General features: G+C 62.0%; 14 protein-coding genes. 8 read left to right on the plus strand and 6 right to left on the minus strand.

Features of this window, described 5'->3' with window-relative positions; genetic code table 11:
• The first annotated feature begins 216 nt into the window (after positions 1–216).
• Complete coding sequence (locus AC1DYJ_RS24480; protein WP_477282316.1) at positions 217–2,838, plus strand: EAL domain-containing protein; 2,622 nt, start codon at positions 217–219, stop codon at positions 2,836–2,838.
• 28 nt (positions 2,839–2,866) lie between these two features.
• On the opposite strand, the gene AC1DYJ_RS24485 is transcribed toward AC1DYJ_RS24480, so the two are convergent.
• Positions 2,867–3,301, minus strand: a complete 435-nt coding sequence (locus AC1DYJ_RS24485) for a CAP domain-containing protein (protein WP_477282645.1) — start codon at positions 3,299–3,301, stop codon at positions 2,867–2,869.
• A 254-nt stretch (positions 3,302–3,555) separates the two neighbouring features.
• Between AC1DYJ_RS24485 and AC1DYJ_RS24490 the strand changes: the two genes are divergently transcribed.
• Positions 3,556–4,113, plus strand: coding sequence for a GNAT family N-acetyltransferase (locus AC1DYJ_RS24490; protein WP_477282318.1), 558 nt, complete (start codon positions 3,556–3,558; stop codon positions 4,111–4,113).
• Between the two features lie 61 nt (positions 4,114–4,174).
• Complete coding sequence (locus AC1DYJ_RS24495) at positions 4,175–4,573, plus strand: VOC family protein (RefSeq protein ID WP_477282320.1); 399 nt, start codon at positions 4,175–4,177, stop codon at positions 4,571–4,573.
• A gap of 12 nt (positions 4,574–4,585) precedes the next feature.
• Here the strand turns inward: AC1DYJ_RS24495 and AC1DYJ_RS24500 are convergent, their stop codons facing one another.
• Positions 4,586–4,951 carry a winged helix-turn-helix transcriptional regulator gene (locus tag AC1DYJ_RS24500; RefSeq protein ID WP_477282322.1) on the minus strand — a complete coding sequence of 122 codons (366 nt, stop codon included), beginning with the start codon at positions 4,949–4,951 and terminating at the stop codon, positions 4,586–4,588.
• A 108-nt stretch (positions 4,952–5,059) separates the two neighbouring features.
• Here AC1DYJ_RS24500 and AC1DYJ_RS24505 point away from each other — a divergent pair, with 108 nt between their 5' ends.
• On the plus strand, positions 5,060–5,764 hold the full coding sequence (locus AC1DYJ_RS24505) for a glutathione S-transferase family protein (RefSeq protein ID WP_477282324.1): 705 nt from the start codon (positions 5,060–5,062) through the stop codon (positions 5,762–5,764).
• A 94-nt stretch (positions 5,765–5,858) separates the two neighbouring features.
• On the opposite strand, the gene AC1DYJ_RS24510 is transcribed toward AC1DYJ_RS24505, so the two are convergent.
• The 3 genes from AC1DYJ_RS24510 to AC1DYJ_RS24520 form a co-directional block, all read right to left on the minus strand.
• On the minus strand, positions 5,859–6,491 hold the full coding sequence (locus tag AC1DYJ_RS24510; protein WP_477282326.1) for a LysE family translocator: 633 nt from the start codon (positions 6,489–6,491) through the stop codon (positions 5,859–5,861).
• Between the two features lie 153 nt (positions 6,492–6,644).
• Positions 6,645–8,606 carry a TadE/TadG family type IV pilus assembly protein gene (locus tag AC1DYJ_RS24515; protein WP_477282327.1) on the minus strand — a complete coding sequence of 654 codons (1,962 nt, stop codon included), beginning with the start codon at positions 8,604–8,606 and terminating at the stop codon, positions 6,645–6,647.
• A gap of 205 nt (positions 8,607–8,811) precedes the next feature.
• Positions 8,812–10,776, minus strand: a complete 1,965-nt coding sequence (locus tag AC1DYJ_RS24520) for a pilus assembly protein TadG-related protein (RefSeq protein WP_477282329.1) — start codon at positions 10,774–10,776, stop codon at positions 8,812–8,814.
• A 342-nt stretch (positions 10,777–11,118) separates the two neighbouring features.
• Here AC1DYJ_RS24520 and AC1DYJ_RS24525 point away from each other — a divergent pair, with 342 nt between their 5' ends.
• From AC1DYJ_RS24525 to AC1DYJ_RS24535, 3 genes are all read left to right on the plus strand, one after another.
• Positions 11,119–11,979 carry a TIGR01459 family HAD-type hydrolase gene (locus tag AC1DYJ_RS24525; RefSeq protein ID WP_477282331.1) on the plus strand — a complete coding sequence of 287 codons (861 nt, stop codon included), beginning with the start codon at positions 11,119–11,121 and terminating at the stop codon, positions 11,977–11,979.
• Between the two features lie 10 nt (positions 11,980–11,989).
• Complete coding sequence (locus tag AC1DYJ_RS24530; protein ID WP_477426280.1) at positions 11,990–12,973, plus strand: bifunctional riboflavin kinase/FAD synthetase; 984 nt, start codon at positions 11,990–11,992, stop codon at positions 12,971–12,973.
• Between the two features lie 81 nt (positions 12,974–13,054).
• On the plus strand, positions 13,055–13,381 hold the full coding sequence (locus AC1DYJ_RS24535) for a hypothetical protein (protein WP_477282334.1): 327 nt from the start codon (positions 13,055–13,057) through the stop codon (positions 13,379–13,381).
• Positions 13,382–13,397: 16 nt separating this feature from the next.
• Here the strand turns inward: AC1DYJ_RS24535 and AC1DYJ_RS24540 are convergent, their stop codons facing one another.
• The gene (locus AC1DYJ_RS24540; RefSeq protein ID WP_477282336.1) at positions 13,398–13,952 is read right to left on the minus strand and encodes an HdeD family acid-resistance protein; all 555 of its coding nucleotides are present in this window, start codon (positions 13,950–13,952) and stop codon (positions 13,398–13,400) included.
• Positions 13,953–14,154: 202 nt separating this feature from the next.
• Between AC1DYJ_RS24540 and AC1DYJ_RS24545 the strand changes: the two genes are divergently transcribed.
• Complete coding sequence (locus tag AC1DYJ_RS24545; protein WP_477282338.1) at positions 14,155–14,961, plus strand: MipA/OmpV family protein; 807 nt, start codon at positions 14,155–14,157, stop codon at positions 14,959–14,961.
• The last annotated feature ends 106 nt before the right edge of the window (positions 14,962–15,067 follow it).

Consider the following 15,067-nt stretch of genomic DNA (forward strand, 5'->3'; position numbering starts at 1 on the left):
GAAAACGACGGTTGGTTTCAGGTAATCCGGAACCTTCGCCTCTGATTTTGGTTCGGCTTATCTGCTATTAGTACATAAGTAACACTATCAACCGACTGTCGCGTGACAAAAAAGTGATTTTTGCGTTGTTTCAGACCCAACCCGGAGACGGTCTGTTTGGCTACGAAATCGTCCAGGAAATCCGCCGAAACGACTCAGTCCGTTGGCTTGGCCGCATTGGCAAAGCTGGCCGACGTTTCCTATGGGTCGCTGGAGCATGAGCTGCGGGCGACGATCGCCGCACTTGAGCAGCAGGCGCTGCGCTTCGAGACGGTGATCGAAAACGTTTCGCAAGGCATCTGCTTTTTCGATCGCGATGAGCGGCTGATCCTGAGCAATCGCCGTTATGCGGAAATCTACCGCCTCGCACCCGAGCAGTTGCGGCCAGGTCTGACGCTGAGCGAAATCGTCGAGCGCCGCGCTGTTGCCGGAACGGCGGCGATGGCCACCGACGCCTATCTGGCGAAGGCGAGATCGGTCAATTCAGGCAAGGCGCCAAGGACCTGGACCGCCAAACTCCCTGACGGCCGGACCATCCAGATTTACAACCAGTCAATGCCCGACGGCAGCTGGGTAGCCACGCATGAGGACATTACCGATCTCAGCGCCAATCGACAGATCGTCGATGAGCGCATCTCGTTGCAGGCACTGATCGACTGGGTGCCGAACTATCTCTGGGTCAAGGATACGCAAAGCCGCTTCATCGTCGCCAACAGCGCCCTTGCGACGGACAGTGGCCACGACAAGACCGCCGACATGATCGGCTTGACCGATTTCGATATCCATCCCCCGGAGGTTGCGCAGAAATTCCGGCGGATCGAACAGTCGGTGCTCGAAAGCGGACAACCCTTGGTCGACGAGGAAGAGTTCGTCGTCAACGCGTCGGGCACCGGAAAATGGCTCTCCTCGACCAAGGTGCCGTTGCGCAATGCTCAAAACGAAATTTTCGGTCTGGTTGGCATCGCCCGCGACATCACGGCCCGCAAGCAGGCGGATGTGCTGCGCAGCGGACAGGCAAACATCCTGGAGATGATTGCGACGAGCGCTCCGCTCGAAAATGTGCTCGACAGCCTCATGCGTCTGGTCGAGTCCCAACTCAAGGGGATATTCGGTTCCGTCCTGCTGCTCGACAAGGACGGCGTGCATTTGCGGCACGGTGCTGCGCCGAGCCTGGCCAAAGCCTATATGAGCGCCATCGATGGGGCTGCCATCGGCCCCAAAACAGGGTCGTGCGGAACCGCCGCCTACCGGCGCGAACCGGTCATCGTCGCCGACATCCTGCAGCATCCACTCTGGGAGGACTACCGCGAACTCGCGGCGCCCTATGGCTATCGGTCGTGCTGGTCGACCCCGATCCTGTCGCATCAGGGCGTCGTGCTGGGCGTCTTTGCCATGTATTCGATGAGCGTGCGCGAGCCGACCGATGTCGAGACCCGCCTGATCGAATTCACCACCCACATTGCCGGTATCGCGATCGAGCGCAAACGGGCTGAAGACCAGATCCACTTCATGGCCAACCATGACGCGCTGACCGGGCTGCCCAATCGCGCTTTGCTGGAGGACCGGCTTTCCCAGGCGGTCCTCTACGCACAGCGATACAATCGCTGGGTGACGGTGGTGGTCATCGATCTCGACAATTTCAAACTGGTGAACGATACGTTCGGCCACAATGACGGCGACGAGCTCCTCAAGACTGTCGCCAGCCGTTTGGTTGGGTGCGTGAAGGCGACCGACACCGTCGTGCGGCTTGGCGGCGATGAATTCGTCATCGTCCTGTTCGATCAACCCACCAATGTCGATGTCATCTCGGAAACCCTGCAGACGATCAGGGATGCGATCGCCGAGCCGGTTCCTTTCGCCGAGCATCGCCTGCGGATGACGGCCAGCATCGGCATCGCAAGTTACCCGAAGGACGGGACGGACCCGGATACGCTGCTGGCCAACGCCGATGCTGCCATGTATCGCGCGAAAGAATTCGGCAGCGACAATTTCCAATTCTATGCTCCCGAGTTCAACTCCAGGGCGCACGAAAAATTCCTGCTTCAGGAGGAGTTGCGAAACGCACTCAGCCATTCGCAATTCGCTCTGCACTATCAGCCGCAGGTGGATCTGCGATCGGGGCAGGTCTTTGCGGTCGAAGCATTGATACGCTGGAACCATCCGACGCGCGGCCTGGTTTCGCCGCTGATGTTCATCCCGTCGGCCGAGGAGACCGGGCTGATCGTGCCGATCGGCGACTGGATCCTGCACGAAGCCTGCCGGCAAAACAAAGCCTGGCAGCGCGCCGGTCTTCCGCCTGTCACCGTCTGCGTCAATGTATCGGCGCGGCAGTTCAGGGAGAAGAACCTGATCGACCGCGTCGTCAACGCATTGAAGGAAAGCGGCCTGGAGGCCAGGTATCTCGAACTGGAAGTGACCGAAAGTCTGATCATGCAGGATTTCGAGCTGGCGGTCGCAACGATGAACGGACTGCAAAAACTCGGCGTGCAGATCTCGATCGACGATTTTGGAACCGGCTATTCCAGCCTCAGCGCGCTCAAGACCTTTCCGGTGCAGCGGCTGAAGATCGACAAGTCCTTTGTCGACGACCTCGCGACCGACGAGAACGATCAGGCGGTTACCAGTGCTGTCATCTCATTGGGTCAGAAGCTGAACATGAGGGTCCTAGCCGAAGGCGTCGAGACGGAAGACCAGGTCGCCTTCCTGCGCCAGAACAATTGCAACGAAATGCAGGGCAATTATTTCAGCAAACCGCTGTCGGCCCAAGGTATCGGCGAGCTCATCGCGCGCAAACGTTGAGCGCCCTGCTGGCCATTATTTCTGGCCCCTATTTTCCGAGCACCAGGCTCCAGTAACGGATAGCGCTGTCGCGCCCGTCGCGCACATAGGCAAGACCGAAGCGGCTGAAATCCGGATCGAGCATGTTGCGGCGGTGGCCGGCCGAATGCATCCATATGTCGAACAGTTTCTGCTGGTCGAACCGGCCCTCGGCGATGTTCTCGGCGGCGGCGCCCCGCACGCCATTGTCCTTCATCCGCGACGCGAAATCCTTGCCCCAGCCTGTCGTGTGGCTCATGCGTTCGCGCGAGGCCATATAGCCGGCCTGCTGGAGAGCGGCCTGCTCGAGCTGTGCGTCCGGCACCAGCGCCGGCAGCCCGGCCGAGGCGCGGATGCCGGCCAGCGTTGCGGTGGCGGAGGACGAGACACCGGCGCCTTCGCCGGTCGGCCCCGAAACGGTGCTGCAAGCGGCGAGCCCGGCCATGGCTGCAAGGCCGATCAGCAGCAAGCGTCGGTTTGGTTTTGGGCTGATCTCGCCGGAACGGGATTGCGAGAGCGGATGATTGGCGATGTCGATTGATGTCATGCCCGTCTGACTTAGCGGCGATCATGGCTTTTGCCGGGCAGGGCGAGCAAAAACCGGGTGCTTGGCGAATCCGCCGGTTGTACTAGGTTGAGTAAAAGCATGCTCCGGATCGTCCGGAACCGCTGAAATGCTCGCGTGAGCCGAGGAACCCGATGCCAGCATCTGCCCGTGTCTTTCCGGTTTTGTCCACCAGCCGCTTGCTGTTGCGCGCACCCACCCCCAGGGACGCCGAGGCCTTCGGCGAGATATTGTCGATCCCGGATGTCGCCCGCTTTTCGAATTGGCCGGATACCCCGACCAAGGCTCAATTGAAACGGGTGATGAACTGGATGACCAAGGCGCATCCCGCAGGCAAAGGATGCGGCTGGATCATAGAGGATGTCGCCTCGAAGCGGGTGGCGGGCGCGATCCGCTACAATTGGTTCGCCAGGAAATCGAAGTGCGGCGAGATTGACTACGAACTGCATCCGGATTTCTGGGGCAAAGGCCTGATGAGCGAGGCGGCCCTTGCGGTGGCGGCATGCGGCCATCAGGTTTTCGGCCTCAACCGCATCGAAGCGTGGACCCTTCCCGGCAACACCGGGTCGGATCGGGTGCTTGAGAAAGCAGGCTTCCGCTATGAAGGGACGCTGCGGCAGAAGGGTTGGTTCAAGGGCAGTTTCCACGATTTCCGCATGTTTGGCCGGCTGGCCGGTGATCAGCCCGGCTAGATTGGATAAGATTGCCGGGCCGTTTCAATCGTGCCCGTCGATGACGAGGGTTTTCTCGAGCATGCTTCACCACATTTCGTTCGGCGTTTCGAACATCGAGCGAGCTGCGGCCTTCTATGACGCGGTGCTGGCGCCGCTTGGTTATGTCCGCGTCTGGGAAGATCTCAACTCGGGAGATCCCGACCAGGCCGTCGGCTACGGCCCTTCCGGTGGCGGTGACAAGCTGGCGATAAAGCTTCGCCCGAAGGGGCAGCGCCCGCCCGGTCCCGGCTTCCACCTGGCCTTCGCCGCTCCGGATCGCGAAAGCATCGCCCGATTTCATGCCGCCGCGCTTGCCCATGGCGGTCGCGACAACGGTGCGCCCGGCCTGCGGCCCAACTACGGCCCGCACTACTATGCCGCCTTCGTCGTCGACCCGGACGGCCATCACATCGAGGCGGTTTTTAACTCCCCGGAGTAATCGTGGTTGCGACTAGGCAGCCGTGCCGAGATCGGCTTCATGGGTCAGGGAAACCTGGCCCATCCGATCGTGTTCGGTATGGTCCCACCAGGCGCCAAGCGCATCGATCAACGGTACAAGCGCGCGGCCGGGCGCCGTGAGGTCGTAGTCGACGCGCAGCGGATAGCCCGCATACGCCGTGCGCCGCACAATCCCGGCTTCCTCCAGCTTGCGCAGCTCCAGCGCCAGAATGCGATGTGACACCGTTGGGTTGTCGCGCCTCAGCTCGCTGAAGCGCTTGGTGCCGTCTTTGAGATAGTAGAGCAACAAGGTCGGCCAGCGACCGCTGAGCACCCGCATGGTCTCTTCGATCGGACAGCGTGAGACGACGTCTTTCATGGGCGAGCCCTGGTTACAGAATTGTGCGTAATTTACATGGGGCGACCAGCGTTTAGGGTCAAGTTTCGCTGCGCGGCGTGATCCCCTAAATCATGGAAGAAAAAACAAATGGAACCTATCCTCCTTTATGGCTTCCCGGCGGGAAGTTCGATGGGGCTCGTCGCTGCCTTTGAACGCGTCGGGCAACCCTATCGCCTGTGTCGTGTCGACATGCTGGCCGAGATGAAGAACGACGCCTATGCCAGCATCAACGGCCGTCAGGAAACACCGGTCTTGATCACCGACGAAGGCAAAGTGCTCACCGAGACCATGGCCATCGCCGCCTGGCTCGAAGCCCGCGACACGCAACGCCGCATCAGCTTCGACCCGCACTCATCGGAGGCCGACCGGATGCACCAGCTGATGGCCTTCGTGAACACCGGTTTCACCGCTGCCTTCAGCCCGCTCTGGGTGGCATTGGAGATGGCAGCGGATGAGCCGGCGCTGAAGGCGACCTTGCGCGAGTTTGGCCGCAAAGCGGTCACCGAGCGCCATGACCGTCTTGAAGCGATGATTGTCGACACGGACTTTCTCGTTGGCGATCGGCTGACACTGGCCGATACCACGCTGATCGGCGTGGCGCGCTGGGCGGAGTTCCACCAGGCAGTTGACGGAGCTGCCTATCCCAAGCTGGCGGCGTTGCGCCGCCGCATCGAAGCCGATCCGGCCGTGCGGTACGCCCTTGCGATCGAGGATGGCGAAAAGCCGGCTGGTTCGGGTGCTTGCCTCGGCCAGATCCCGTTGGCCGAGGTGATCGATCGCTTCGCAGCCTGACGCGCATCAGGCACTGCCGCGCGGCGCCACCGGCATGGCGCCGCGCGGAGCAGCAAAGTCAGACGGCTCATGGAGCTGCGTCCGCAGACAGCACTCAGCGTTGCGCGTCGGTCGCCATCTTCACGGCCAATGCCATGAGCACCGTGCCCATCATCCAGCGCTGGATGACCATCCATAGCGGCCGCCCGGCGAGGAAGGTGGCGATTGAACCGGCCGTTACCGCGATGATGGCATTGACGGTCAGGCTGATCGAAATCTGCGTGGCGCCGAGCACCAGAAGCTGCGACAGCACATGACCTTTGCCGAGCGTGATGAACTGCGGCAACAGCGACAGATAGAGCACCGCCACCTTGGGGTTGAGCAGATTGGTCATCAGGCCCATGGCGAACAGCTTGCGCGGCCTGTCCTTCGGCAGTTCGCGCACCTGGAACGGCGAGCGTCCGCCGGGCCGCACCGCTTGCCAGGCGAGCCACAACAGATAGAGCGCGCCGGCAATGCGCAGCGCGTCATAGGCAAACGGCACAGCAAGCAGCAGCGCGGTGATGCCCAATGCTGCCGATACGACATAGAACAGAAAGCCGACCGCCACGCCGCCGAGCGAGATCAGCCCGGCCTTCGGTCCTTGCGACAGCGAACGCGAGATCAGGTAAATCATGTTCGGCCCGGGCGTCAGCACCATGCCGAGGCAGACCAGCGCGAAGGCGAGATGGTTGGCGGTTTCGGGCACGGGCAATCTCCGGGAAGCGGTGACGGTACTCACCATGCGCTTTGACTCACCGCAAGAGCATGATGGCAGGAGCCTTTGCGCCAGCGTCGAAAATTGCCGAAAGCGGCTGAGCGCGCAATCTCCCCCCTGGGGGGCGATTGGCAGTTCGAGCGCCTAGCTCACGACGCGCAGGTTCGACAGCTCGTTGGCGATTTCCTTGAAATTGTCCGACAGCGTGGCGCCCGTGGCATTCCAGAACAGTTTCGCAGGCTTGCTCGCGTCGGTCGGATCCTTGCGGAAGCGCGAGTCGGACGAACACGTCTTCAGCGCGTCCATCGCGCTCTTGTCGCCGGCGTCGGTCGTCGACATGTCGAGCGCCACGGTCATCACCATGATGTTGGCCGCCTTGGCGTTGTTGCACAATGTCGCCATCTGCTCGTTGAGCGCGGCGGTGTAGTTGCTCGACGAATAGTTGAGCTGGCCGATGGCGCTTGACGTGCCGCCGAACAGGCGGGTGACCGCGGTGCCGTTGTAGCCGACGCCGGTATAGCCATAGGCGGCATAAGTCGACTTGTTGCCGGCGGGGTCGGAACTCAACGCCGAATAGGTGTTCTCGCCGTCGGTCAGCACGATGACCACCTTGTCGTTGCCGCGCTCGGTCTCCGGGCGTCCCTCGGTGAAGGGCTCGGTGTTGGAGACGGTGCGCCAGCCCCACGCCATGCCTTCCGGCACATTGGTGTTGCCGTTGGGCGCCATCAGGTCGATCGCAGCCTTGATCTTGGCCAGCCCGTCGGCGTTGGTGACATCGGTCAGCGGCGTGATCGGCGTCGTGGTGCAGCTGTAATTCGGCCCGGCGCCTTTCGACAGCACCGGCGCATTGATCGGCCGCGGCTGGAAATACTTGGCCATGTTGGACTGTCTGGTCTTGCCGGTGGTGCTCGACGGATCGTCGTTCCACCAGCTGTTGACAGCGCCATAGGTCTTGGGCGCCGCCTCGTCGGGATCCTGCGTGATATACCAGTGGTTGCCCGGCTCGTCCGGCGCAAACATCGGCACGAACATGGTCGCGGGGTCGCCGACGCCGGTGCCGGTGTTGTTCGGTCCGCCGGAGGCCGGCGCGTCGTTGACATTATAGGGGTAGGGGCGGACTTCGACGCAGCCCTGCCAGCTGGCGAACGGTCCGTATGTATCGTTGTAGTCGTACTCGTCGTGGCTGCGCTTGCAGGTGTGGTTGGACCGGTATTCGTCGCAGACCACGCGCTTGCTGCCAACGATGCGCTCGTGGCTGGTGACCACCTTCATGTCGCGGTAAAGCGAGAAGCGGGTCAGCATCTGCCCTTCCTCTTCACCCCAGCCAGTGCCTTTCTTGAACCAGATGCCACCGATCTTCTGAGCATATTTGTCAGCGGCGTTCAGCGTCGACCAGTCGAAGTTCTCATTGTGGATGGGCGACAGCCCATAGGCGTCGATCCATGACGCGTTGTCGTTGCTGGCGCCGACATTGACCGATGCGGCGAACGGCACCAGGCTGAACTGCACCGGCTTGTCGATCTGCTTGATCATCGCTGCCTGCGAGGCCAGCGTGTCGACCAGCTGCTTTGCGGCCTGCTTGAGAAGGTCGATGCGCTTTTGGCCGGAGCCGGTGCCGTTGTTCGACATCGAGCCTGAATTGTCGAGCACCATGGCCACTTCCAGCGTGTTCTTCAACCGCACCTGCGAGCACACGGAGTAATCGATGTTGCCTGACGTCTTGCCGATCAACATCGAGGCTGCCGGCAGGAAATAGGGCTTGTAGACCAGGCTGGCGCAAAGCTTGACGATGCCGCCGCCGGCTGTGCTGCTGGGCAGTGTAACGTTGAGCGTCGTGTTGGCGGGATCGACGTCGTTGAGGTTTGCCTTGAAGAAGTCGAGCGCATAGGCCCGCAACTGGTCGTCGGTGGCGCCTTCCACCAGCCGGCGCGCGGTGGCGAAGTTGGCGGCGTCGAGCGCGTTGACCACCTTCTGCTTCTCGCTGATCATGCCGCTGAAGTCGACCGCCATCGCCACGCCGCCCATCAGCGGCACCATGGCCAGAACGGTCATGAGAGCATAATTGCCGCGCCGGTCGCGCCAGAAGTCACGCCAGAAATTGCGCATGTGATGTAAGCGGCCCCGCCTGCGGATTCTTCAATGCCGCCACACTTTCACAAAACGCTGAAGGACGGGTTTGGGAAACCGCTCGATTGCGCGCTGAGCGCTTCACCAAGCGCTAACCAAAGGTGGCGGCCAGTGGATGACCGCTGCTCGCAGAAACGCCCCGCCGGGAAGACGGGGCGTTTCGTTTCCAAAGGGATTGTGCCGGTCAGCCGACGATGCGCAGGTTGGACAGCTCGTTGGCGATTTCCTTGAAATTGTCCGACAGCGTGGCGCCGGTGGCGTTCCAGTAGAGCTTCGCCGCCTTGCTCGGATCCGAGGGGTCCTTGCGGAAGCGCGAATCCGACGCGCATTCCTTCAGCGCGTCCATAGCCTTCTTTTCGTCCGTCTTGGTGTCGACGAGGTCGAGCGAGACGGTCATCACCAGGATGTTGTTGGCCTTGGCATTGGCGCAAAGCGTCTTCATCTGCTGGTCGAGCGCGGCGGTGTAGTTGGCGGAGGTATAGGTGGTGCTGGGAACGCTCGTGTTCATGAACAGGCGGGTGACGCTTCCCGATCCCGGATAAGTCAGGCCTGTGTAGCCATAAGCAGCGTAGGTTGACCTGTTGTTGGCATTGGTGGAATCGCTGACAGCGGTATAGGTGTTGGCGCCGTCGGTCAGCACGATGACCACCTTGTCGTTGCCCTTTTCGCTGTTCGACCGGCCCTCGGTGAAGGGCTCATTGCTCGACACCGTACGCCAGCCCCAGGCCATGCCTTCCGGAACGTTGGTGTTGCCGGTCGGTTCCATGGCGTCAATGGCGTCGTCCAGTTCCGTTTTCTGGTCGGTGTTGGTTACGTCTTTCAGCGGTGTGATCGGCGTGGTCGTGCAGCCAGCATTGGGACCATTGCCCTGAGGGGCGTCGGCTGAACCGTAGGGCTTCACCAGGAAATATTTTCGCATATCCGACTGCCGCTGCTTCGCGGTCGGATTGGCCGGATCGTAGGGCCAGTCAGCCCACCAGTTGTTGTCGGAGCTGTAGCTTGCCGATGAAACGTCGTTGACGCCGTCGCGATTGAAGTCGCGCCAGAGCGTGCCGGCCTCGTCCGGCCCGAACATCGGCACGAACAGCGTCGCCGGGGTCGCGGTCGTCGGGGTCGTATCGTCGTCATTGTATGGGTAGGGCCTTGCCTCCACGCAGCCCTGCCAACTCGCGTAGCGGCTCGTGGTGTAAACGTATTGCGGCGTCGGAGTAACCCAATGGCCGGACTTGCAGGTGCCGTCCTTCTTGGTGACGTCGCAGACATACTGCTTCGGAGGGGTCACATCTTCGCGGCCGGATTCGACGGTCATATCGGAATAAAGGCTGAAGCGGGTCAGCGGCTGGTCCTTAGTGTCTCCCCAGCCCGTCCCGCGTTTGTACCAGACGCCGTTGACCTTCTCGGCATACTTGTTGGGGTCGTTGGCGGCGGTCATCTTCGTCCAGTCGAAATCCTCATGCTGGATCGGCGAGACGCCCATCTGGTCCATCCAGGTGTCCTGGTCGTGCTCGGGGCCAACGTTGACCGACGCCGAAAACGGAACCAGGGAAAACTGCACCGGCTTGGAGATCTGCTTCATCTGCTGCGCCTGAAGCGCCAGCGTGTCGACCAACTGCTTGGCCGCCTCCTTGAGCAGATCGATGCGCTTCTCGCCGGTACCGGAGCCGAGGTAGGCCATCGACCCCGAGTTGTCGAGCACCAGCGCAACCTCGAGCGTGTTCTTGAGGCGAACTTCGGAGGTGGCGGTCATCTGGATATCGGTGCTGCCCGACGATTTGCCAAGCATCCAGGCCGCGACCGGCAGAAAGTATGGCTTGAACGTCAGCTTCGCCTGAAGTTTCAGTGTGCCGCCACCGGCATTGTTGTTGGGCAATGTCACCGTGAGCAACGTATTGGCGGGTTGGACGTGGCCGAGATTGGCCTCGAAGAAGTTCTTGGCATAGGCCTTGATCGCATCGTCGGTTGCGCCGGAAACGATCTGCCGGGCAGTGGCGATGCCTGCGGCATCGAGCGCATTCAGCGTTTGCTGGCGCTGGCGGACCAGCTCGGTGTAATCGATGGCAAGTGCCAGCGCGCCCATCAACGGCACCAAGGTTATCACGGTCATCAAGGCATAGTTGCCGCGTCGGTCGCCTAGAAATCTGCGGATCATGCCTACAGCACCCCTGCCAGGACCCAATTGTCGAATATCGGCGGGAAGATGCCCACAAATCGTTAAATTTCAGGTTTCTGAAATACGTCCAAGACCGGCCCATCTTTTCAAGGCTCGTTAACCATTCGGCCTGGTGATCGGCGATGCGACATTTCCTGATCGGCCGAAGCTTGGGCACAAGGCGCGCTTTCTGCGAGATGCAACCGCCATCAGCCCGTGGCGCGACGGCGTCGAAAACGCCGAAAGCTGGTGACAGGATGAAACGCTTCGGTTAATGCGGGGCCGGCTGCGGCGGACCGTCGGCTGCAGCTCTCGCAACGATCGTCACATCAGGAAAACGGCATGGCGGATTCGCCTGACATCATCGGCTCGCTCGCGGATTTGTCGGGAGCCTACTCGGCCATCCTGTGCGACGTCTGGGGCGTGATCCACAATGGCGAATGGCACTTTCCAGCAGCGGCGCTGGCGCTGGAAACCGCGCGCGCGGCCAAGCTTCCGGTTGTCCTGATCACCAATTCACCGCGCCGCAGCGCCGATGTGGTGGCGCAAATGAATGCGATCGGCGTTCCCGCCGCTGCCTACGACCGTGTCGTCACCTCGGGCGATGTGACCCGCGATCTCATCGCCGAAGGCCCGCGAAAAATCTTCCATATCGGCGCCGATCGCGACTTCACCCTCTATGACGGTCTCGACGTCGACCTCGTCGAGGAGTTCGAGGCGACCAGTGTCGTCTGCACCGGCCTGTTCGACGACGAGGTGGAAACACCTGAGGATTACGCCGAACTGCTGCGCCGGCTGCGCGCCAGGAACCTGCCTTTCATCTGCGCCAACCCCGACATCGTGGTCGAGCGCGGCGAGCGCATGATCTGGTGTGCCGGGGCCTTGGCCCGCGACTATGCCCAGCTCGGCGGCCGCACGCTGATTGCCGGAAAACCTTTTGCGCCGATCTATGACCTTGCAATGCGCGAAGTTGCCGGCCTTCTCGGCCGTGATGTCGCGCGTTCCGAGGTGCTGGCCATCGGCGACGGCATGATGACCGACGTCAAGGGCGCCGCCGACAAGGGCATCGACGTGCTTTACGTGTCGGGCGGCATTCACGCGCGCGACTATGGCGATCCCATGCAGCCGGACCCCGCCAGGCTTGCAGCCTTTCTGCAAAAGCACGGCTACCGGCCGGTCGCCGTCATTCCGAGACTGCGGTAGGGTCGCGTCCATGAGCGCAACCTTCGATCATATTTCCGCGACCGCGCCGCTGCCGGCGCACTTGCGTGGCGGCGTGGTGGCGATCGGCAATTTCGACGGCGTTCACCGCGGCCACCAGGCCGTGCTCGAACGCGCGCTTGCCGAGGCCGGGCGGCGCGGCGTGCCGGCACTGGTGCTGACCTTCGAGCCGCATCCGCGCAAGGTGTTCAGGCCCGATATGCCGCTGTTCGTGCTGACGCCGCCGCCGATGAAGGCGCGGCTGTTGTCGCATCTGGGCTTTGCTGCACTGGTCGAACAGCCATTCACGCGCGCCTTTGCCGGCCTGTCGGCCGAGGCTTTCGTGACCGATGTGCTGGAAAGCAATCTCGGCATCACCCATGCCGTCACCGGCTTCGATTTCCACTTCGGCAAGGACCGGCAAGGCGGCCCGGCCTTTCTGATGGCGGCAGGCGAGCGCCACGGTTTCGGCGTCACCTTGGTCGACGCTTTTCGCGACGAAGGCGCCGAGGTGGTGTCGTCGAGCCGCATCCGCGCATTGTTGTGCGAAGGCGAAGTCGCAGAAGCTGCCGGCCTGCTGGGTTACCGCTTCACCGTCGAGAGCGAAGTCATCGGTGGCCAGCAGCTCGGCCGCACGCTCGGCTTCCCGACAGCCAACATGAGGCTTTCGCCGGAAGCGACTCTGAAGGAAGGGATTTATGCCGTCCGCTCCCGCCGCGCCGACGGCACGCTTTATGACGGTGTCGCCAGCTTTGGCCGCCGCCCGACCGTCGACGACAATGGCGCGCCGCTGCTCGAAACCTATGTCTTCGACTTTTCCGGCGATCTCTATGGCGAGATCTGCGAGGTCTCGTTCTTCGGCTTCCTGCGCCCTGAGGTGAAGTTTGACGGGCTCGACGCGCTGGTGGCGCAGATCAAGCGCGACGAGACGGAGGCGCGCGCGCTTCTTGCCGGTGTCCGGCCGTTGTCGGAACTAGACAGCGCAATCGCTTTTTGACTTTCCGGCGAACTATCCGGAACGCTGTCAACTGTGAAACAGTTCATCGTGAGCCGCTAATATAGCGTGCAGTGTTCCACGATGAAGATCGACGTTTTCGTCTGGAGCATTGTGCTCGCATGCGCAGGCCTGTTCATCCTCTGCGATGGGCTTAGCGCGCATTGGGGCAAGACCGGCAGCGGCCGCAGCCTGGCATATGTCATGCTGCTGTCGCCGCTCTCCTACTGGGCCTTCGCGCTGATCAACACACGATTGAATCTCGCCGTGACCGGCGCGCTGGTCAACACCATCGTGGTGGCCGGCGCCGTGCTGGTCGGCGCGGTTGTTTTCAAGGAAGAGGTGTCGTCGCTACAGTATGTCGGGATCGCGCTCGCGCTGATCTCGGTGACGCTCCTCAACCTTTCCTGATTGGATCGTCAGCGGCTTACCGTTTCAGGGCAAGTCCGAGAGCAATGAAGCTCCAGCCCTGGAAGATCAGGTCGATGGCGAGGAATAGTCCGAGCACCCACAGGCTGTTGACTGGCCAGCCCATGGCGATGGTCAGGCCCGCCAGCACGCTGATCAGGCCGGCCGCGACGACCCAGCCCCAGCCATTTTCGGGCCGGTGGCTGTAGCCGACCCAGACCCTGAGCGCGCCTGAAGCGACCAGCGCCACCGCCAGCAGCAAGGTCAGCACCGTCGATGCCAGCAGCGGATTGTCGAAGGCAAAGAAGCCGGCAACCGCATAGAGCAGGCCGCTGAGCAGCCAATAGAAGAAGCGGCTCCAGCTCTTCACGCCGAAGGCATGGATTATCTCGATGATGCCGGCCATCAGCATCAGCCACCCCACGACATAGACCGAAGCGACGGTGGCGATGAACAGATTGCCGAAGGCAATGCCGCCGAAAATGAGCAGCAGCACGCCGAGCGCGACGAACCACCCCCATTTGTCTCGTGTCCGGCCGATCGCGTCTTTCAGGGTGTCACCGTCCAGGGTCATAGCCGCATCTCCTCAAAGTTGCTGTGCATCAAAGATTGCCGGGCTTGTCGCCGTCGCTGAGGTTAGTCCGGGCGTCGGCACCCGTCCAGCGATGGCGGCCAGCTGCAAACCGCGATCTCTGTCTCGGATTTAAATCAAATTTTACCAAACGGCCGTCAAAGCTGTGGCTGGGGCGCGGCTGTGTTGTGTTAGTGGAGTGACCATGAGTCCGGTCGGGAAAATGTCTGCGGTTGTGGCGGCGATCATGCTGGGTGCGCCGACGGTGGCAAACGCAGGCGAGGGGACCTTCGGCTGGTTCCACGGCGACTGGTATCTGACGCTTGGCGCCACCGGCATGGTCGCGCCGAAATTCGAGGGCTCCAACAGCCTTCTGCTCAGCGCCACGCCGATCATCTCGCTGGGCAAGGTCGGTCCCGCTGCCCGCTTCACCTCGCGCAATGACAACATTTCGCTGGCGCTGGTCGACGATGGCGGCGTCCGCGCCGGCCTGACCGGAAAGTTCCTGTTTTCGCGCAGCAGCAAGGACGAGCTGAAAGGCCTCGACCCGGTGCGCTGGGGCGGCGAGGTCGGCGGTTTCTTCGAATTCTACCCGACGGACTGGCTGCGCGCCCGCGCCGAACTGCGCCACGGCATCCGTGCCCATGACGGCTTTGTCGCCGACATCGCCGCCGATGCGTTCTACGATGTGACGCCGACGGTCAGGATTTCGGGCGGCCCGCGCGTGTCGTTCGCCTCGTCGGGCTATTTCGACTCCTACTACGGCGTCAACGCCAAGGAGGCCGCAGCCTCGGGCCTGAGCGAATATCACCCAGGTGGCGGCGTGAAATCGACCGGCCTCGGTGGCGCCATCACCTGGAAGGTGACCGAGCCGATGACCGCCAGCCTGTTCGGCGAATATGCGCGCCTGATGGGCCCGGCCGCCGATTCCAGCCTGGTCAATGAGCGCGGTCAGCGCGACCAGTTCACGGTCGGCGTCTCGACCACCTACCGTTTCAACTTTTCAATGTAGGCGATTTCCGCGCTTTATTCCTGCCGTGGCTTCGGCTAAAAGCCCAGCCATGACCAGCTTTTCGCGCCTTTTCGCGATTGCGATACGAATTACGAGCCCGGTGTTC

Source organism: Mesorhizobium sp. P2_B11 (assembly GCF_056404855.1).